Source organism: Sphingobium sp. V4 (genome assembly GCF_029590555.1).
In the GTDB taxonomy this organism is placed as follows: Bacteria; Pseudomonadota; Alphaproteobacteria; order Sphingomonadales; family Sphingomonadaceae; genus Sphingobium.
This window is the reverse complement of sequence record NZ_CP081002.1, coordinates 1,027,508-1,045,551: the sequence shown is the minus strand read 5'-3', so window position 1 is coordinate 1,045,551 and position 18,044 is coordinate 1,027,508. Positions and strand designations below refer to the sequence as shown.

The 18,044-nt window shown below is 63.1% G+C and carries 16 protein-coding genes; 3 read left to right on the top strand and 13 right to left on the bottom strand.

Features of this window, described 5'->3' with window-relative positions:
• Positions 1–32: 32 nt before the first annotated feature.
• From K3M67_RS20550 to K3M67_RS20520, 7 genes are all read right to left on the bottom strand, one after another.
• Entirely contained in the window at positions 33–1,721 is a 1,689-nt protein-coding gene (locus K3M67_RS20550) for a GMC oxidoreductase (RefSeq protein ID WP_285833237.1), read from the bottom strand.
• Between the two features lie 9 nt (positions 1,722–1,730).
• A complete protein-coding gene (locus K3M67_RS20545) occupies positions 1,731–2,375 on the bottom strand; it encodes a gluconate 2-dehydrogenase subunit 3 family protein (protein WP_285833236.1) in 645 nt (214 codons plus the stop codon).
• Positions 2,376–2,383: 8 nt separating this feature from the next.
• Positions 2,384–2,752, bottom strand: a complete 369-nt coding sequence (locus K3M67_RS20540; RefSeq protein WP_285833235.1) for a c-type cytochrome — start codon at positions 2,750–2,752, stop codon at positions 2,384–2,386.
• Between the two features lie 63 nt (positions 2,753–2,815).
• On the bottom strand, positions 2,816–3,727 hold the full coding sequence (locus K3M67_RS20535) for a polysaccharide deacetylase family protein (RefSeq protein ID WP_285833234.1): 912 nt from the start codon (positions 3,725–3,727) through the stop codon (positions 2,816–2,818).
• Complete coding sequence (locus K3M67_RS20530) at positions 3,724–4,650, bottom strand: polysaccharide deacetylase family protein (protein ID WP_285833233.1); 927 nt, start codon at positions 4,648–4,650, stop codon at positions 3,724–3,726. Before K3M67_RS20530 ends, K3M67_RS20535 begins: the two co-directional genes overlap by 4 nt.
• A complete protein-coding gene (locus tag K3M67_RS20525; protein WP_285833749.1) occupies positions 4,650–5,309 on the bottom strand; it encodes an isochorismatase family protein in 660 nt (219 codons plus the stop codon). The genes K3M67_RS20530 and K3M67_RS20525 overlap by 1 nt, the downstream gene beginning before the upstream one ends.
• A 20-nt stretch (positions 5,310–5,329) precedes the next feature.
• A complete protein-coding gene (locus K3M67_RS20520; protein WP_285833232.1) occupies positions 5,330–6,295 on the bottom strand; it encodes a hydroxymethylglutaryl-CoA lyase in 966 nt (321 codons plus the stop codon).
• Between the two features lie 88 nt (positions 6,296–6,383).
• On the opposite strand from K3M67_RS20520, the gene K3M67_RS20515 reads away from it, so the two are divergent.
• Complete coding sequence (locus K3M67_RS20515) at positions 6,384–7,553, top strand: CaiB/BaiF CoA transferase family protein (RefSeq protein ID WP_285833231.1); 1,170 nt, start codon at positions 6,384–6,386, stop codon at positions 7,551–7,553.
• Between the two features lies 1 nt (position 7,554).
• Here the strand turns inward: K3M67_RS20515 and K3M67_RS20510 are convergent, their stop codons facing one another.
• On the bottom strand, positions 7,555–8,343 hold the full coding sequence (locus tag K3M67_RS20510) for a GntR family transcriptional regulator (RefSeq protein WP_285833230.1): 789 nt from the start codon (positions 8,341–8,343) through the stop codon (positions 7,555–7,557).
• Positions 8,344–8,434: 91 nt separating this feature from the next.
• On the opposite strand from K3M67_RS20510, the gene K3M67_RS20505 reads away from it, so the two are divergent.
• Entirely contained in the window at positions 8,435–9,847 is a 1,413-nt protein-coding gene (locus tag K3M67_RS20505; RefSeq protein ID WP_285833229.1) for a 3-isopropylmalate dehydratase large subunit, read from the top strand.
• Positions 9,844–10,452, top strand: coding sequence for a 3-isopropylmalate dehydratase small subunit (leuD, locus tag K3M67_RS20500; protein ID WP_285833228.1), 609 nt, complete (start codon positions 9,844–9,846; stop codon positions 10,450–10,452). Before K3M67_RS20505 ends, leuD begins: the two co-directional genes overlap by 4 nt.
• 93 nt (positions 10,453–10,545) lie before the next feature.
• On the opposite strand, the gene K3M67_RS20495 is transcribed toward leuD, so the two are convergent.
• From K3M67_RS20495 to K3M67_RS20475, 5 genes are all read right to left on the bottom strand, one after another.
• Positions 10,546–11,943, bottom strand: coding sequence for an FAD-dependent oxidoreductase (locus tag K3M67_RS20495; RefSeq protein WP_285833227.1), 1,398 nt, complete (start codon positions 11,941–11,943; stop codon positions 10,546–10,548).
• A 22-nt stretch (positions 11,944–11,965) separates the two neighbouring features.
• On the bottom strand, positions 11,966–13,384 hold the full coding sequence (locus K3M67_RS20490) for an MmgE/PrpD family protein (protein ID WP_285833226.1): 1,419 nt from the start codon (positions 13,382–13,384) through the stop codon (positions 11,966–11,968).
• Positions 13,377–14,708 carry an MFS transporter gene (locus K3M67_RS20485; protein WP_285833225.1) on the bottom strand — a complete coding sequence of 444 codons (1,332 nt, stop codon included), beginning with the start codon at positions 14,706–14,708 and terminating at the stop codon, positions 13,377–13,379. Before K3M67_RS20485 ends, K3M67_RS20490 begins: the two co-directional genes overlap by 8 nt.
• Before the next feature lie 75 nt (positions 14,709–14,783).
• Positions 14,784–15,722, bottom strand: a complete 939-nt coding sequence (locus tag K3M67_RS20480; protein WP_285833224.1) for a sugar phosphate isomerase/epimerase family protein — start codon at positions 15,720–15,722, stop codon at positions 14,784–14,786.
• Between the two features lie 63 nt (positions 15,723–15,785).
• Entirely contained in the window at positions 15,786–17,924 is a 2,139-nt protein-coding gene (locus K3M67_RS20475) for a TonB-dependent receptor (RefSeq protein WP_285833223.1), read from the bottom strand.
• Between the last annotated feature and the right edge of the window lie 120 nt (positions 17,925–18,044).

The following is an 18,044-nucleotide window of genomic DNA, read 5'->3' as shown; positions in this document are numbered from 1 at the left end:
TCGTCCCCGTCCATGTCTCCATGAACAGCCTGCTAGGCAACAGCCGCCTTCAACTGCCCGACCGCATGCTCCGCCGCTCGCGCCGTCAACGCCATATAGGTGAGCGAAGGATTGACGTTGCCGGTGGCGGTCATGCACGCGCCGTCGGTGACATAGAGATTGTCGATCCCGTGCACCTGATTATGCCGGTTCGTGACCGATGTGACCGGATCGTCACCCATCCGCGCGCCGCCCATTTCATGCACGGCCAGACCGCCCGGCGTCGGCTTGTCGGCATATTGCACGATCTCGCCGCCACAGGCCCTGAGCATCTCCGCCGCCTGCGCCGCCGCTTCCCGCACGATCGCCATTTCATTGTCCGACCAGTGATGGCGGATATCGGGCAGCGGCAGGCCCCATTGGTCGACCTTCGACGACAGGGTCACGCGATTGTCGGCACGGGGCAGCGCCTCGCCAAAGCCGACCAGCATCATGTGCCAGGGGCCGGGCGTGCGCATCGCCTGCTTGAGGTCGGCGCCCAGTTCGGTCCCTTCCGCCCCGCGCGCCCATGTCGATCGCCAGGCCGATCCCTGAAAGCCGAAACCGCGCTGGAATGCCGGATTTTTCCGCTCGCCCAGATTTTCATAGCGCGGGATGTAGATGCCGACCGGCCGGTTGCCGATCGGCTGCTGGTCCATGAAACCGGGCATGCGCGCGGTCACTACCGCCCCCATCGCATGGTCCATCAGATAGCGGCCGAGCATGTCGCTGTGATTGCCCAGACCGTTGGGAAAAGCCTCGCTACGCGATTGCAGCAGGACCATGATCGACCCGATCGTCGATGCATTCAGGAAGATGGTGCGCGCCGTATAGGTGCGCCGCTCCTTCGTCTTTGCATCGATCACACGCACGCCCGTCACGCGCTTCGTCGTGGGATCATAATCCACGCCGGCCACGATCGCGTTGGTAATGGTGGTCAGGCGACCGGTAGCCTCCGCTGCGGGCAGGCTAACGCCGTTGGAACTGAAGTAACTGGCGGTCGAGCACCCCTTGTAACAGGGACCGCAATAATGGCAGGGCGGCCGGCCATTATGCTCCTGCGACAGGACCGCCGACCGCTCCGGGATCAGGGTACGACCGGGGAATTTCGCCTCGATCACCGACTTGGCATGGTCCTCGACGCAGTTGAGCGGCATCGGTGGCAGAAACTCGCCATCGGGCAGGATGTCGAGGCCATCGCGATTGCCGGTGACGCCGATGAATTTTTCGACATGGGAATACCATGGCGCAATGTCGTCATAGGAAATCGGCCATGCGCTGCCATGACCGTCCTGCCCCGGCTCGTTGAAATTGGTCGGTGACAGGCGGAAAGTGGCCCGCCCCCATGTCAGCGAACGTCCGCCCAGATGATAGCCGCGAATCCAGGAAAAGGGCGAATCCGCATTGGTTTCATAGGGATGTTCGCTGTCGTTGACGAAGAATTGGGTGGAGCCTTCGCCAAAGGCGCGCGCCTTGCTCTGGACCGGATAATCCTTCGCATAAAGCTGACGATCGCCCAGCCCATGAAAGCGCCAGTCCCATGGCGGCCGGTCTTCACCCACATAATCCTCGCCATGGGTGACATGGCGGCCGCGATCGAGCAGCAGCACCTTCAAGCCGCGCTCGGTCAATTCCTTGGCGGCCATGCCACCGGAAATGCCGGAACCAACGACGATCGCATCGAACAAGGGAGTATCGGTCATGGTCAGCTTTCAGAGCGTCGCAGGATCATTGCCGACCGGGAAGACGAACCCGCTGCGGTTGATCGAAAAGGCATGGTCCGCGCCGACATGGGCGCTGGGCTGATATTCACCGGGGACGAGGTTGAAGGTCAGTTCCTCGGTCGCGCCGGTTTCCGACGTATAATAGCCGAACACGGTCAGGCGCTTGATCCACAGGAAGAAAGGCGGGGCGACGCCCTTGCCCCGTTTCGACCATGCGTCCGTCTGCACCGCCTTCAGCCAGTCGAGCCGCTGTGCAGGCAGCAGCATGTCGAAGCTGGTGCCGCGCGCACGGATCGTGTCCTGCGCGAAAGCCTCCAGCCCGGAGAGGAAGGCTGAACGCTCCGACGGGTCGAGCCAATAGCTGACCATCAGGTCGATGAAGTCAGGCACGCCCGCCTTCACCGCCCCCGGCGTATCGGTATCGGGCAGGATCGTGTCCGCGATGGCGGACACCAGTTTGCGTTGGCGAGCGTCGAGGGCGGACACCCCCTCCTCCGCCATGGCCTCCGTCAACTGATAGCCACCCGCACCCAGCCCATAGGCCGTTGCAGCCATTATGCAGAGGCGCAGCAGCCCTCGCCGGTCCATGCGGGTGCCGCCCGCTGCATCATCCTGTGCTTCAGGCGTTCCCATGGCGCGGCTCACTTGGCCGGCAGCGTTTTGAGATAGTCGATGATGGCCTTGCGCTTGGCCGGTTGCGCCACGCCGCCGAACGCCATCTTCGTGCCGGGCACGACGCCCTTGGGATTGGTCATATAGGCGTCCAGTTTGGCCTCATTCCAGACGATGCCGCTCTTGGCCATAGCGGGGCTGTAGACGAAGCCGCTGACGCTGCCCGCCTTGCGGCCGACGATGCCGGCCATGGTCGGCCCCATGCGCTTGTCCGCCGGCTTCGTGCCGTGACAGGCCATGCAGGCGGCAAAGGCGACCTTGCCGTTCGGCGCGGTCTGGGCCTGCGCAGCGGCAGGCACCGCCAGCAAGGCGGCTGCGATGATATACCCTGGACGCATTATTTTCTCCGTTTATTTGTATCTAATATAATACAATTCAGCAACGCAAGCGCTTTTGTCCGATCAGAGGCTGGCGGCGATGTCGCCCGTCGACAGGAAGGCCAGCCCTTCCCTGCCGGCCAGCCCCCTGAGCAGAGCTTCAAACGCACCGATGCGATAGGGCAGGCCCATGATATAGGGCGTGACATGCAGCGGCAGCATCCGGCCACCATGGCTCTGCGCCTCGGCCATCAGCCAGTCGGCGGCATCCTCTATCTGGACGCGATAGCTGTCGGCCGAATGCTGCTGCGTCGTGATGATCTGCCGGTCGGACAATTCATGATTCAGCGGCACGTTGACGATGCCGCCGGACGCCGTGTTCATCGCATAGGGCAGCTCATCATTCACCCAGTCCAGCACGTAGCCGACGCCCTCCTCCGCCAGCAGGCGCGGCGTGTTCCAGCTTTGCGATCGGGCGATGGAGAGCCAGCCGGCCGGACGCTGGCCGGTCGCCTTCTCCAGCATGTCGAGCGACGTGCGGATGATCGCCCGCTCCTCCTCCTCGGCCAGACCGGTGGCGATGGTCGCGTTCATGTCGGTCGCATGGGCGACGATCTCGTGCCCCGCCGCCACGATATCGCGGATCAGCGCGGGATAGCGATCTGCTACGACGCTATTGACCGCCACGCTGGCCTTCGCCCCGACCGCCGCCAGTGCATCCAGCATGCGGTAAAAACCGATGCGCGTGCCATATTCGCGCGAGGTATAATGGCGATAGTCGGGATAGGCCGTCTGCATATGGCCGGGCGCGCGGAACGGCGTGTCCGAAGGCGTGATCGGAAACCATTCGAGCGAGATGACCACGCTGACGGCCAGCTTAGCCGCGCCGGGCCAGGTGATCGGCGCGCGATCGAACAGGTTCGACCAGCGATACAGATCATGGTCCATTCCCTCGGCACGGCGGGGATAGGTGAGATAGGTGGGGTCCAGACTCATCGTGCATCCTCGCTCTGATGGGCGGCGTCGGCCAGCAGCCGGTCATAGCCCTGCCCGATGAAATGGTCGGCGATGTCGCCGCTGCGCGTGATCCATGCGCGGCCATCCTGTGCGATATGGCGTAGCACTTCCTCGAACGGGCCGATGCGGTGCGGCTGGCCGATCAGATAGCTGTGCAGCGGAATGCACATGACCGTGCCGGACTCCTCACCCTCCGCCGCCAGCCGCTCATATTGGCGGATCAGCGTGTCGGCATAATCGCGCGGCGACATATTATAGACGAAGAAGCCATAATGATCATTGACCTCCAGGCTGTAGGGCATGGAGATCAGCTTGCCCTTCGCGACATGGATCGGCGTCGGCTGATCGTCATGATAGAGGTCGCAAGTGTAGGTCAGCCCATATTCTGCGATCAGGTCGAGCGTGCGGGTGGTGTGGGTCAGCGCCGGGGCCAGCCAGCCCTTGATCGTCTGTCCCGTGGCGTCGCGCACGGTACAGATCGAATCCTCGATGATGGCGCGTTCCTGCGCCTCATCCATGCCGTAGCTGTAGCGGGTGTTGTAGATGCCATGGCTGAAAAATTCCCAGCCGCGCGCATTGGCGTCCGCCACCACTTCAGGGACATGCTGGCACAGCGCGACGGAGAGCGAGACGGAACCGGGAAAGCCATGCTTGCTCATGACGTCCGCCATGCGCCAGTGGCCGACGCGGTTGGCATAGTCGCGATGGCCATAGCCGACCACATCGGGATGCGGTTTCGTCCAGCTCTTGCGATGCGGATTGGGCGCCGGCTCGATCTCGTAAAATTCCAGGTTCGGCGACACCCACACCGCGACCTTCTTGCCATCGGGCCATGCGATCTTCGGCCGCCCGCGATAGGGCAGGAAATCATAAAGCCCCGGATCTTTCTCCCCTTCCCGCATCAGCGCGCCTCCAGCCAATCAATGACAGTCTGAACCGGTTCGACATCGGCATATTTCAACTGAAGATCGGTCAGGTTCGCAAAATGATAGCTTTCATGCTTGTCGGCGCAGGTTTCGATCGGGACGATCGTGCGATAGCCACGCGACAGCGCGTCGACAGCCGTGGCGCGAATGCAGCCCGATGTGCTGCCGCCGGTGACGACAACAGTATCGACCTTGTGCCAGACCAGCAGGCTTTGCAGCGGCGTTTCGAAAAAGGCCGAGGGCATGCGCTTGTCATAGATGATGTCGCTGGGATCGATCCGGCAGCGATCGTCAAAGGCGTGGCGGTCGCTGCCATATTTGATGTTCTGGAGCGAATCGGGCGTGTTCGTCCGCGTGCCCCAGACGCCTGCGTCCGCCGCATCCTCGACATAGGCGACATGGGTCCAGATGACCGGCATGCCCTTTGCGCGGGCCAGGTCGGAGATTCTATTCACATGGTCGATCTGACGTGGATCGGTCTCATAAGCGGTCTTATATTTGTCGATCCGAGTATAGGCATTCTGGAAGTCGACATTCACGATAGCGAGCTTTTCACCGAAACCGAATTTCGTGCGGGCGGGCTTGGCCATCACCTCCTCGAAAATCTGCCGTGCCGTGCGTCCGTCGGACACCATCCGGGTTCCCACTATGTCGCTCACGCCATTTCTTCCTTTCTTTCCAGAGATATGCTGCCACCCGTAGGAACGAAGCCCAACGGCAATCCCGCCTCCGCCACGAAACCGTAAAGCGGCTCGTCCGGCAGCGCGCCTTTCAGAATATCACGCACGCCGACCAGCCGATGGATGTCGATCCCGGTCGACAAGCCCAGCGATTCGAGCATGAACACCAGATCTTCGGTCACGATATTGCCGCTGGCGCCGGGTGCGAAGGGACAACCGCCCAGACCGCCAAGCGAACTGTCGAACGTGGTCAGCCCGACCTCCAGCCCGGCCAGCACATTGGCCAGACTCAGCCCGCGCGTATTGTGCAGGTGAATGCCCGTCACGGCCGCATCGCCCACGACGCCCCGCACGAAGCGGACCATGTGCCGGACGCTGGCCGGATTGGCATAGCCGGTCGTGTCGGCCAGCCCGATTTCATCACAGCCCGACGCCATCAGGGCTTCCGCCAGCATGCCGATCTGCCCGTCGGCGATATTGCCCTCCAGCGTGCAGCCGAACACCGTCGACAGGCTGCCTTCAAAATGCGGGCGCTCTTCCGGCGGCAGCGCGGCGATCATCGCACCGATCTGGCGTGCCTCCTCCAGCACCTGCGCATGGTTGCGGCGTAGATTCGCGAGGCTGTGGGTTTCGGAAACGGACAGGGGCAGCGTGATCTTGTGCGCGCCGGCCGCGATCGCGGCGGCCGCGCCCTTCGCATTGGGCACCAGCGCCGCCACCGTCAGCCCGGGAATCGTGCGCGCATAGGCTGTGATCTCCGCCGTGTCGGCCAGTTGCGGCAGCAATTTGGCGGGCACGAAGCTGCCCACCTCAATCTCCGTCACGCCCGCCGCCGCTTCCGCCGCGATCCAGGCCTTTTTCACGTCGGTCGGCAATATGGGCTTGATGCTTTGCAGCCCGTCCCGCGGCCCGACTTCACTAATCAATATGCGTTCCGACATTCCGACCCCTCGCGCTATTGTATTATTTCTATAACAATTTATGAGGAGCTGTCGATAGGCGTTTATCGCATGATTTGCAGGGGAAGATATGAACGCGGACGCATTGCCGCTTGCCGGCATCCGGCTGGTTGAATTCACGCATATGGTCATGGGGCCATCGGTCGGCGTGATCCTGGGCGATCTGGGCGCGGAAGTGATCAAGGTGGAGCCCAAGGGCGGCGACCAGACGCGCAACCTGCTGGGGTCGGGCGCGGGCTATTTCCCGATGTTCAACCGCAACAAGCGCAGCATCTGCCTTGACCTGAAAAGCGATGCCGGGCGCGATGCCGCCTTCGCGCTGGCGCAATCGGCAGACATCGTGGTCGAAAATTTCCGCCCCGGCACGCTTGAACGGCTGGGCCTTGGCTATGAAGCGCTGCGCCGTGACAATCCGGGCCTGATCTATTGCTCGGCCAAGGGGTTCCTGACCGGCCCCTATGAACAGCGCACGGCTCTGGACGAAGTGACCCAGATGATGGGCGGCCTTGCCTATATGACCGGCCCGTCCGGTCGCCCGCTGCGCGCAGGCTCGTCCGTCGTGGATATTACCGGCGGCATGTTCGGCGTCATCGCGATTCTCGCCGCGCTGGAACGGCGCCATCGCACCGGTGAAGGCGCGGAGGTCAAATGCGCCCTGTTCGAAACCACTGCCTTTCTGGTCGGCCAGCATATGGCGCAGGAGGCCGTCACCGGCGCGGCACCCCGACCGATGCCCGAGCGCCTGTCCGCCTGGGCCATTTATGATGTGTTCCAGACCCGCGAAGCCGACGAGCAGCTCTTCGTCGGCGTCGTAAGCGACGGCCAATGGCTCAGCTTCTGCGAGGCGTTCGGGCTGGACGACCTGCTGAACGACCTGTCGCTGCGCGCCAATAATGCCCGCGTCGAAGCCCGTGAGCAGATATTGCCGGTCGTGCGCGCGCTGTTTGCGTCCATGTCCCGCGCGGAGTTGATCGCGCGACTGGAGGCGACCGGCCTGCCCTTTGCGCCGATTGCCCGCCCTACCGATCTGTTCGATGATCCACATCTGGTGGAAGGCGGCGGTCTGGTCGACCTGACCCTGCCGAACGGCACGGAAACCCGCCTGCCCGGCCTGCCGATCGAAATCGACGGAGAGCGGCTGCCGCTTCGCCGCGACCTGCCGGTGGCCGGTGCCGATGGCGCGGCGCTGCTGCGGGAAATGGGACTGGACGAGGCGGCGATCAGCGCCGCCCTGTCCTGATCTATCCCATTTGCGGTTTGGCCCCGCCATGCAGATCCAGGCTCAGCCGGTAGCGGTCGGCCCGATAGTCGGCGATGGTGTAGAGGATCGCCTTGTTATCGGCGTCGAAGATCACACGTTCCACGCGCAGCAGCGCCGCGCGCGGTTCCAGATTGAGGATCGCCGCCGTCTCCGGATCGGCATGGCGCGCCGATATGGTCTGGCGCCCGCTGCCCGCCACGAAACCGGCTTCCCGCATCAGGTCGAGAATCGGCTGTTTGGTCAGCAGGGTCTTGGTCAGCTTGACCCCCAGGTCCGCCGGCACCCAACTGGTCGTCAGACCCAACGGCTGCCGGTCGAGGTGACGGATACGGCGACCGCGCAGCATCATAGCGCCTTCGGTCCGCTCCAGCATGTCGGCGACCTGCCGGGGTGCGGGCTCCTCGACAATGTCGATCACTTTGACCGGCGTGTTGCGACCGAAGGCGATCAGCGATTCGACCGCCTGATCCACATTCGCTTCCAGTGGAACGGCAGAGGTCCGATACACCACGCGCGTTCCCACGCGGCGCTTGCGTTCGACCAGACCGCTATCGGCCAGTTCCTGCAACGCGCGCCGCGCCGTGATGCGCGACACGCCATGCTGCGCCACCAGTTCCAGTTCCGTGGGCACCGGCGCGCCGAAGGTCAGCTGGCCGTGCATGATCTGATCCCGCAGGCCCAGAAATATCTGATGATAGAGCGGAACCGCGTTCGATCTGGAAACCAGTTGAGACGCGGGATTTTCGGGCGAGGGTGCGGTTTTGGTCATCGCCGCCAGCCTAGCCGATGAATGCAGGAGGGGGAACCGGGTTAATTGTTATGTTTACATGTCATTTGAACAACGCAGATAGTCGTCACGCATGAGCAAAACCCTGTTCGAAAAATTATGGGACATGCATGTCGTCATGGATATCGACAGCGATGCCGCCTTGCTGGCGATCGACCGTGTCCTGATGCATGAGCGGACCGGCGGCGTTGCACTGGAAAGTCTGGCGCTGGCCGGGCATCCGGTGCTCGCGCCAGACCGCGCCTTCGCCACCATGGACCATATCGTCGACACGCGGCCGGGGCGCGGTGACGCGACGCTGATGCCGACCGGCACGGCCTTCATTCAGGCCACCCGCCAGGGCGCGCGCGCAGCGGGCATCCACCTGTTCGACATCACCGATCCACGGCAGGGCATCGTCCATGTCATGTCGCCCGAACAGGGCATATTGATCCCCGGCATCACGCTTGTCTGCCCGGACAGCCATACCTGCACACAGGGCGCGTTCGGCGCGCTGGCATGGGGCATCGGTTCCAGCGAGGCGGAACATGCGCTCGCCACCGGCACCTTGCGGGTTCAGCGCCCCGGCACGATGCGGATCACGGTGGATTCCCAGCTGGGTCCCAATGTCAGTGCCAAGGATCTGGCCCTCCATATCCTGTCGCGGATCGGATCGGCCGGTGCGCGCGGCAAGGTACTGGAATATGCCGGCAGCGCGATATCCGCGCTGGATGCCGAAGGGCGCATGACCCTGTGCAACATGGCGACCGAACTGGGCGCCTTCACAGCCATTATCGCGCCGGACCAGATGATATTCGACTATGTGCAGGGTCGCCCCTTCGCGCCGCAAGGGGCGGACTGGGACGCGGCATTGGCAAGCTGGCAATCGCTCTACAGCGATCCCGACGCCCGGTTCGACACCGACCTGCGCTTCGACGCCGCCGATGTCGTGCCGATGGTCAGCTGGGGCACCAGCCCGCAACAGTCGCTTGCCCTGGGCGCCCCCGTCCCGACCGCGCAAGCCGTCGCCGGTCGCGACACCGCCGAAGCCCATGCCCGCGCGCGCGACTATATGGATGTGACGCCGGGCCAGCCGGTAACGGGCCTGCGCATCGACGGCGCCTTCATCGGTTCCTGCACCAACAGCCGCCTGTCCGATCTGCGCCGGGCCGCCGCGATCCTGAAGAGCCGGCATGTCGCCGACCATGTCCGCGCAATCTGCGTCCCCGGCTCCAGTCAGGTCAAGGCACAGGCCGAGGCTGAAGGGCTGGACCGTATCTTCCTGGATGCCGGGTTCGAATGGCGGGAAGCAGGCTGCTCCATGTGCTTCTTCGCGGGGGGTGAGAGTTTCGGTCCACAGGAACGGGTGATTTCCTCCACCAATCGCAACTTCGAAAGCCGGCAGGGGCCATCCACCCGCACCCATATCGCCTCGCCCGAAACCGTTGCCGCTTCCGCCCTTGCCGGCGTCATCGCCGCAGCACCTGTCAGGGAAAACAGCCTATGACGCCTTTCACCTGCATGACGGCCATCGCCGCGCCGCTGATCCGAGACAACATCGACACCGATGCGATCATCCCCTCGCGCGAGATGAAGACGGTCGGGAAGACCGGCCTGAAGGACGGGCTGTTCGCGGGATGGCGCTATCTGGCTATAGGCAACCGCGATCCCATGCCCGATTTCATCCTCAACCAGCCCGGCTATAGCGACGCGAAATTCCTGCTGTCCGGCGCCAATTTCGGCTGCGGCTCCAGCCGCGAACATGCCGCTTGGGCGCTGGCGGAATATGGCTTCCGGGCGATCGTGGCGCCCTCCTTCAACCCGATCTTCCACGGCAACTGCATCCGCAACGGCATCGTACCGGTCACGCTGGCGATCGATGACATCATGAAATTGGCGGACGCGATGCCAGCACCGATCCATATCAGTCTGGAAGAGATGCAGGTTGTCGGCGCCGACGGTACTGCCCTGCCCTTCCACCTGCCGAAGGAGGCCCGTCGGGCCTTGCTGCTGGGACTGGACCCGATCGGCCAGACGCTGCTGGAGATCGATTGTATCAAGGCGTTTCTGGCGAAGGACGCCCTTAGCCGCCCATGGATTTACTCCAACTGAAAAAAGGAAGGCGGGCTGTCTCCAGCCCGCCTTCCCTTCCCGAAACGACGGCGCGCCAGCGTGCAGTTTGGCGCCCCGTCGATCGGGAATCCGTCAATTGCCGTTGATCTGGTTCGCCGCAGCGCGTCCGGCCAGCTTGCCCAGCGTCGTCGCCGTCAGCAGGCCATTGCCCGCCATATAGCCATCGGCGTCGGGGCCTGAGATGCCGCGCGCCGCGCCACCACCGGCGAACAGGTTGGGCATCGGATTGCCGTCGTTCGTCAGCACCCGTGCATTGCCATCGATCACCAGCCCGCCCTGCGTATGGAACAGCGCGCCCGTCACCTTGGCCGCGCGATAGGGCGCAGTCAGCACCGGCTTTCCGGCGAAATCACGACCGAACGGATCGGCCTGCTCGCCCACCACCATGGCGGCAACGTCTTCCAGCGTCTGTGACAGCGCCTCGACCGGCAAACCGGTGGCAGCAGCCAGCGCAGCAACATTCGGCGCCTCCACGACTGCGCCGGCCTCCAGCGCGTCGCGATAATCCTCGAACTGGCGCATCAGCTGGTGCAGCCGATCATCGAAGATCGACCAGGCGACATGATCGGGCTGGGCATTGACCTTGGCCGCTTGCTCCGAATAGCCGGCCGCTTCGTTGGAGAAGCGTTCGCCCATCTTGTTGACCTGAAAACCGCCTTCCATGATCAGCGGCCACAGGATCGGCACGCCATGGCCGGCGGCCAGCCCACCATGGCCCTGATAGGCGGACAGGTCGGCCATCGCCGCGCCCATCGCCTCACCCCAGGCCAGCGCATCGCCCTTGTTGCCGGGATGGCCGTGGAAGACCGCACCCGCCATGTCGGGAATCCACCGTTCGATCAGATCGGCATTGCCGCCAAATCCCGAACAGGCGAGGATCAGCGCATCGCAGCCAATATCTTCCAGCGCGCCATCGGGCCGACGGATGCGGACCCCGGTGACGGCCTGACCCGCGACATGCAGCGTTTCGACCGACGCATCGGTCAGAACGATGACGCCCGCCTGTTCCGCTGCGGACTCCAGCGCCGCCATCAACTGTCCGCCCGACCGGGCCGGTGTGCCATACATGCGCCGGGCACTGTGCCCCGGATAAAGGAAACCATCGACCAGGGTCAGCGGCACGCCATGGCTGTCGCGCAGCCAGGCGACCGTATCGGCCGATTCCTCCGCCAGACGCAGCGCCATGGCACGATCGGTCTTGCCCTTGGTCTTGGCCATGATGTCGTCGGCAAATTGCTCGGCGCTGTCCGTGATCCCCGCTTCCGCCTGTTCGGGCGTGCCAGCCGCCGGGATCAGGCCGGTCGACATGGCAGTCGATCCCAGCGGGGTCGGATCGCGTTCGATCACCAGCACATCGACGCCCGCATCGCGCAGCGCCAGCGCGGCGGCCAACCCTGTGCCGCCCGCCCCCACCACGATGGCGGGAAAGGACAGGTCGAACGCAATCTCGTCAGTCAGCAATAGGGTCATGATGGAATCTGTTTCTCTATGATCAGGCGCGGTGTGACAAAGGCGGCATCGACAGCAGCGACAACAGCCCATCCAGACTGTCCGCCCGGTCGATCGCCATCACGGTATCGCGAATGCGCGCAGCCCCTTCGCTGCCCCAGACCGGATCGGCCAGGCTATGGAATTTGGCAAAAATCTCGTCCGTGCCGTAGGGATGCTCGGTATCGCCGCGATTGACCCGCGCGGTGCCGGACAATATCCAGCCATCCTTCATGCTGATCGTCACGCGGGCGGGCCGTTCGGCCGGCAACGATGCCGTCATCGCGACATCCTCGCGCACCTGCACCCGCCCGGCGAGATCGGCGATGACCGGATTGCTGCGCGCCGGCAGACGGAAGGCATCGGGCGTCGCCGCGCCATGGACCAAAGTCGTCGCCACGGCGAAGGGAATGGAAAATTTCGCCGCCAGCATCGTGCCCGGTTCGGGATGGTCGAGTTGCGCCGCCCAGCAATAGGTATCGACCTGTATGTTGGACACCTGCGCGGAATCGATGACATGATCGGCCATCAGGCCCGTCACGACATCGAGCGCGGCATGGGTATAGCGGCAGGCCGCATGCATCTTGAAATAGTTGCGCGCGATTTCCCAGCGCTCGCCAAGCTCCGCCACCATCTCGTCCGGCTGAAAATCATCGGCCACGATGCTGTCGTAGACGGTCGCGACGGCATCCTTCTCCCCCACGAAGCCCGACCTGTGCAGCGTATTCGCCATCAGCCCAAGCTGATTGGACAGGCCCGAGAAGCAGTTGCGGACGGTGGCCCCCTCCAGCATCGTGCGGCGACTGGTCGCCAGCGCCAGGTTGGCGGCGATGTTGATGATGTTACCAATCGCCGCCTCATCCGCGCCAGCCAGTGTCGCGGCGCCCACCGCGGCGCCGACCGTGCCCCATGTGCCATGCGGATGCATGGTGACGCGCAGCTTCGACGCGATGCCGATCCGCGATCCGATATCATAGCCCAGCACCAGCGCGCGCAGCAGCGTATCGCCGCGCTGATCGCCACCCGCCGCCGCCAGCAAGGCCGGCACGACATGGATGCCCGGATGGCCGCGCGCAAATTGATTGCCTTCGTCCAGTTCCAGCGTCGTGCCCGCCACGCCGTTGACGAAGGCCGCCATCGACTGCGGCGCCCTGCACCCCGTCCCGATCAGCGTCACGCCTTCGGCCGTCGCTTCCGCATCGACCAGCGCCTGCACTTCTGGTTCCTGCATGCCGCCCGCCATGGCGCCGATCGAATCCAGCAGGACCAGCTTTGCCCGGTCTATCACCACCGCTGGCAAGGCCATGGACCGGGCCTCGACCGCAAAGCGGCTCCATTGCCCCAGCCATTCGCTCTGGGGACCGGCCAGCAATTGACTGGCAGGAACGACGGTCGACGTCGACAGGACGGCCATGTCAGTCATGGATAATATTTCCTCCGATACGCAGCGTGATGGCCGCCAGCACGCCGGCGATGCACAGCGGCACCGCAAAACAGGTAAAGACCAGCCACAGCGGCAATTTCGCACCCAGCAGCAGACCGCCGGCCATCGGGCCGATCACCGCGCCGCCCCGGCCGATGCCGACGGCCCAGCCGATCCCGGCACCCCGCACTGATGTCGGATAGACCTGTGCCGCCAGCGAATAGAAACCGCTGAACCCGCCCTGCAACGTCATGCCCAGCAGACAGGCGACACATAGCAGCAGCGCCAGCGGCAGCGACGCCGTGAACAGGATCATCAGGGCCGCACAGGCAAGGAAGAACAGGCCGATCAGCGCCCCGATCGGCCGACGGATCGCCAGCCATCCGATCAGCAGGCCACCGGCCACGCCGCCCAGGTTGAAGATGCTGCCAGACCAGATGGCATCACCATGATCGAGGCCACGCTCCACCGCCAGCTTGGGAATCCAGCTGGTGATGAAATAGAGCACGGCAAAGCTCAAGAACGTCGCGCACCACAAAGTCAGCGTCGAGCGCCAGCGTCCCTGCGTCAGCAGGTCGCCCATGCGCGGCAGTGCCGAAGCCGCGGGCCGCTCGGCCAGATGGGGCAACGCTGGCCGACCCAGCTTGCCACGCAGCAGATTGATCCGCTCCAGTGCTCCTGCGGGCTGGCGCGTCTCCAGAAAATTGACGGATTCCGGCAGGAAAATCCACACCACCGGGATCAGCACCGCGCTGATGATACCCGCGCCCAGCATGGTTTCCTGCCAGCCGAATGTGGGGATGGAAAGGATCGCCACCAGCCCGGTCAGCACCGCGCCGACCGGATAACCAGCCTGAAAGATGCCGATAGCCAGCGATCGGCGACCGGCCGGCGCATATTCGCTCACCAGCGCCGCGATACTGGCCAACAGGGTGCCGATGCCGACGCCGGTCACAACACGCATCAGGGCGAAACTCCATAGTCCGCCGACAAGGCCGCAGCCCAGCGCGCCAATCGTCATCAGCACCAGCGCCAGCAAGATGGTGGGCCGCCTGCCCCAGATATCAGCGAAAGGCGCAACGAGGATGCAGCCGATCATCATGCCGACCAGCCCCGCGCTGAACAACACGCCCAGCGCCTCCACGCCAACCTGCCAGTCGCTGGCCAGAGCCGGCGCCACATAGGCGATGATCATGACGTCCATGCCGTCCAGCGCATTGATCAGCGCACAGAGCAGCACGACCAATATCTGCAACCGCGACCATCCGGCCGCCCCCGCATCGCCCCCCGACGATGCGGGGGCCATCGCGACACCCCCGCTCATGCTGCCATTCCCTGCTGTGTGCCTGCCATGCGCCTTCGTCCTTCATGCCTGTGTCGCCGGTGGGCACAGAATATGTCAGTTCGCCAGCAAGGGCTTGAGATATTCGGCCGCGATTCGGATTTCCCGCTCCGGGTCGGTCGGACGATCGAATTCCAGATAGAAATGCTCGACACCGGCCGCCTTGCCTGCATCGATCAGCAGCTTGAAATCCTCTACGCCTTCGCCAACCGTCACGATATTGCCGGCAGCGTCGCGGTCCTTCAGGTGGCACAAGCGGAAGCGGCCCGGATATTGGCGGAACAACGCGATCGGCTCAGCCCCGGCCTTGGTCGCCCACATGAAGTCGATTTCGACCTTCACCGTCTTGGGATCGCTATGCCCGACCAAAATGTCGAACGGTCGCGTCCCATCGACGGGTGCAAATTCCCAGTCATGATTATGATATGCGAACCCGAGGCCCTGATCAGCGCACAACTGACCGGCTCGATCGAATGCACGCGCATACCGCTCTGCGTCGGCCAGCGTGTAACTTCGGCGCCATGCCAGTTGCCAGACGATATAGGACTGGTTCATCAGCTTGGCGCGCTGAATGGCTTCCAGGATGAAGCTGTCGACGCTTTCGGGCTGAAACGCCTTGTCGAACTGGGCGCTCATCGCGGCCTTTTCGGCGGGCGTCGGCGGCGGCTTCTGGAAATAATCATAAAGGTTGCCGGGCATGAGATGCTGCGACGGGCTGACAAGGCCGTGGCGCGCAAGAGCGTCCCGGACCATGACGGGATCGCGGCTGAAGCTGCCGAGCGTTTCGACTTCCTTGTAACCCAGCGCCGCGACCAGAGCGAGCGTGCCTTCGAAATCGTTCTCCAGCATCTTCACTACTGTAAAGAGTTGAAGGCCCAGCGGCTTCGACCGGGGCGATGCCCCCGCCCCGCCGATCGCCTGATTGGCACAGCCCGGCATGCTTGCCGCCATCGCGCCCAGTCCTACGGCCTTCAAAACATCTCTACGCTCGATCACGTCCGCAACCCCTTGTCATCTTATAAGTCCGGCCGGTGACACCGCCACCGGCCGGTTCGTTCGTCAGAACTTGTAGGTCAGGCGCGCGCCATAGGTGCGCGGCTCGGAGAACTGGAAGCGATAGACCGAGGTCGACGCATATTCCGTCACGTCGGTGATTACGCGCTTGTTCTCAATGTTGCGCAGATAGAGCAGCACCGACCAGCTTGCATCGTTGGGCGCATAGTTGAGCGTGAAGTCGGTCTTGGTGAAGGCCCCTTCGGACTCGCTCTTATAGTTGCGGTAAGAGAAATAGGAGCGGGTCTGATAATGGCTCTGAACCCGCGCGGTCAGTTCGGCATTACCCAGATCGAAGATATGCTGATAGCCACCCGCCAGCGACCAGTCAGGCGACTGGATCATCTTGTTGCCCTCATAGGACACATTGACCCCGCCGCTCGCCACCGCAAATTCGGTATAGCGGGCATGCAGCCAGTTGGCGCTGAAATCGATGCGGTCGTTGCTGGTCGGCTCGAAGATGGTTTCCAGTTCCAGACCGTAAATCTCCGCCTTGCCCGCATTCAGGATGACCGTGCGGGCATCTTCGCGATACTGGCTGACCTGCAAATCCTTATAGTCATAATAGAAACCGGTCAGGTTGAACTGCAACTGATTGTCCAGAAAGCGGTTCTTGGTGCCGATTTCATAGGCCGTGACGCTTTCCGGACCATATTCGTTGAGGTCCGTGAAGCCGCCCGACTTGTAGCCGGTGTCGATCTTTGCATAGATCAGGTTGCGCGGCGTGATCTGGGCGTTGATGCCAACATGCCAGGTCACCTTGTCGATCTTGGTCTGGCTGTCCTGATTGGTGCGAACACCATTCACGATATTGTAGCCGACACGATATTTGGAATCGTCGCTATACCGGATGCCGCCTTCGAACTGCAGCTGATCGGTCAGCATGTAACCGATCTGGGCGAAAGCCGCCTTCGATTCCGCCCCCACATCATAGGAGAAAGTACGCGAATAGGTGGCCGGCACGGTGTTGGACGAACCGAAATAGGACAGAAGGTCATTCTGTTCCTTGAAATAATAGAAGCCGCCCTGCCAGGTGAACGGACCATCGTCGCTCGATGTGATGCGCAACTCGTGGTTCTGCGTATCTTCATTCTCGTTCTGCGGGAAGGTCAGGTAACCGGCATTGCTGTTGATCGCCGTGCCATCCGTGTCGTTGACGCGGTGGAAGATGAATTTGCGATAGCCGCCGAAATAGCTGATCGTCGCGAATTCGAGATCATAGCTGATCTGGCCACGGATCGACTTCGCCTCGATATCCACGCTGCCCGGCGTATTGAGCGCCCAGTTACGACGGGTGTTCAGGTCGACCTCACCATGGTTCACCGTGCCGGCGCTGGTATAGCTATAGGGCTGGCCATAGGCGACGGGGCCAACGCCGCCGACCTTGGTATATTCGCCGGTCAGCAGGATGCTCAGCCGATCGGTCGGCTTGTACAGCACATGCAGACGTGCGGCCTGCGTATCGTCATCATCGCCGTCGCGCGGCACGCCACTATTGTTCGAATAGCCGTCATGGCTGGAACTCAGGAAGGACGCACGCACCGCGATCTTGTCGCCGATGGGCAGGTTGATCGCCCCTTCGGCCCGCAACGTGTTGTAATTGCCATATTCGATCGAACCGAAGCCCGCGACCTTGCCCAGTTCCGGCTTCACCGAATTGATGTTGATCGCACCGGCGGTCGCATTGCGACCATAAAGCGTACCCTGCGGTCCGCGCAGCACCTCGACACGCTCGACGTCGAACACGCTGGCATTGAGCGCAGCAGCGCGCTGGATGTAGAAATTGTCGACACTGACGGCGACGGCCGGATCGCCGATTTCGGTGAAATCGCGGCTGGAAATACCACGGATGGTCAGCAGCGTATTGGTGCCCGACATGCCGATCTGAAGCGTCGGCGCGACATTCTGGAGCGACCGCAGGTCGGTGGCGCCATTGGCAGCCAGTGTCGCCTGATCGAAAGCGCTCAGGGCGATGGGAGTAGATTGAGCAGAGGTTTCGCGCTTGCTTGCGGTGACGACGATGTCGCCCAGACCGCCACCATTATCGTCTTGAGCGCTTTCCTGCGCATAGGCTGCGGTCGAGCCGACAACCATCGCAAAAGCCAGAGACAGGCGCGGCAGCCGCGCGATCAAACCCTTATTCATATGCTCCCCAATTCCCTTTGTGCGCCACGTTTCAGTGACGGTCCGGCAAGGCGCGTTGCCGTCCTGTCCACGCCCTTGAAAGGACGCTGTTGTCGCCATTCATCGTATAGGGGAGCCGAA

Excerpts from the sequence above, each read along its gene's own strand:
- K3M67_RS20550 (WP_285833237.1), bottom strand. The coding sequence starts at position 1,721 with ATGACCGATACTCCCTTGTTCGATGCGATCGTCGTTGGTTCCGGCATT.
- K3M67_RS20545 (WP_285833236.1), bottom strand. The coding sequence starts at position 2,375 with ATGGGAACGCCTGAAGCACAGGATGATGCAGCGGGCGGCACCCGCATG.
- K3M67_RS20540 (WP_285833235.1), bottom strand. The coding sequence starts at position 2,752 with ATGCGTCCAGGGTATATCATCGCAGCCGCCTTGCTGGCGGTGCCTGCC.
- K3M67_RS20535 (WP_285833234.1), bottom strand. The coding sequence starts at position 3,727 with ATGAGTCTGGACCCCACCTATCTCACCTATCCCCGCCGTGCCGAGGGA.
- K3M67_RS20530 (WP_285833233.1), bottom strand. The coding sequence starts at position 4,650 with ATGCGGGAAGGGGAGAAAGATCCGGGGCTTTATGATTTCCTGCCCTAT.
- K3M67_RS20525 (WP_285833749.1), bottom strand. The coding sequence starts at position 5,309 with ATGGTGTCCGACGGACGCACGGCACGGCAGATTTTCGAGGAGGTGATG.
- K3M67_RS20520 (WP_285833232.1), bottom strand. The coding sequence starts at position 6,295 with ATGTCGGAACGCATATTGATTAGTGAAGTCGGGCCGCGGGACGGGCTG.
- K3M67_RS20515 (WP_285833231.1), top strand. The coding sequence starts at position 6,384 with ATGAACGCGGACGCATTGCCGCTTGCCGGCATCCGGCTGGTTGAATTC.
- K3M67_RS20510 (WP_285833230.1), bottom strand. The coding sequence starts at position 8,343 with ATGACCAAAACCGCACCCTCGCCCGAAAATCCCGCGTCTCAACTGGTT.
- K3M67_RS20505 (WP_285833229.1), top strand. The coding sequence starts at position 8,435 with ATGAGCAAAACCCTGTTCGAAAAATTATGGGACATGCATGTCGTCATG.
- leuD (WP_285833228.1), top strand. The coding sequence starts at position 9,844 with ATGACGCCTTTCACCTGCATGACGGCCATCGCCGCGCCGCTGATCCGA.
- K3M67_RS20495 (WP_285833227.1), bottom strand. The coding sequence starts at position 11,943 with ATGACCCTATTGCTGACTGACGAGATTGCGTTCGACCTGTCCTTTCCC.
- K3M67_RS20490 (WP_285833226.1), bottom strand. The coding sequence starts at position 13,384 with ATGACTGACATGGCCGTCCTGTCGACGTCGACCGTCGTTCCTGCCAGT.
- K3M67_RS20485 (WP_285833225.1), bottom strand. The coding sequence starts at position 14,708 with ATGAGCGGGGGTGTCGCGATGGCCCCCGCATCGTCGGGGGGCGATGCG.
- K3M67_RS20475 (WP_285833223.1), bottom strand. The coding sequence starts at position 17,924 with ATGAATAAGGGTTTGATCGCGCGGCTGCCGCGCCTGTCTCTGGCTTTT.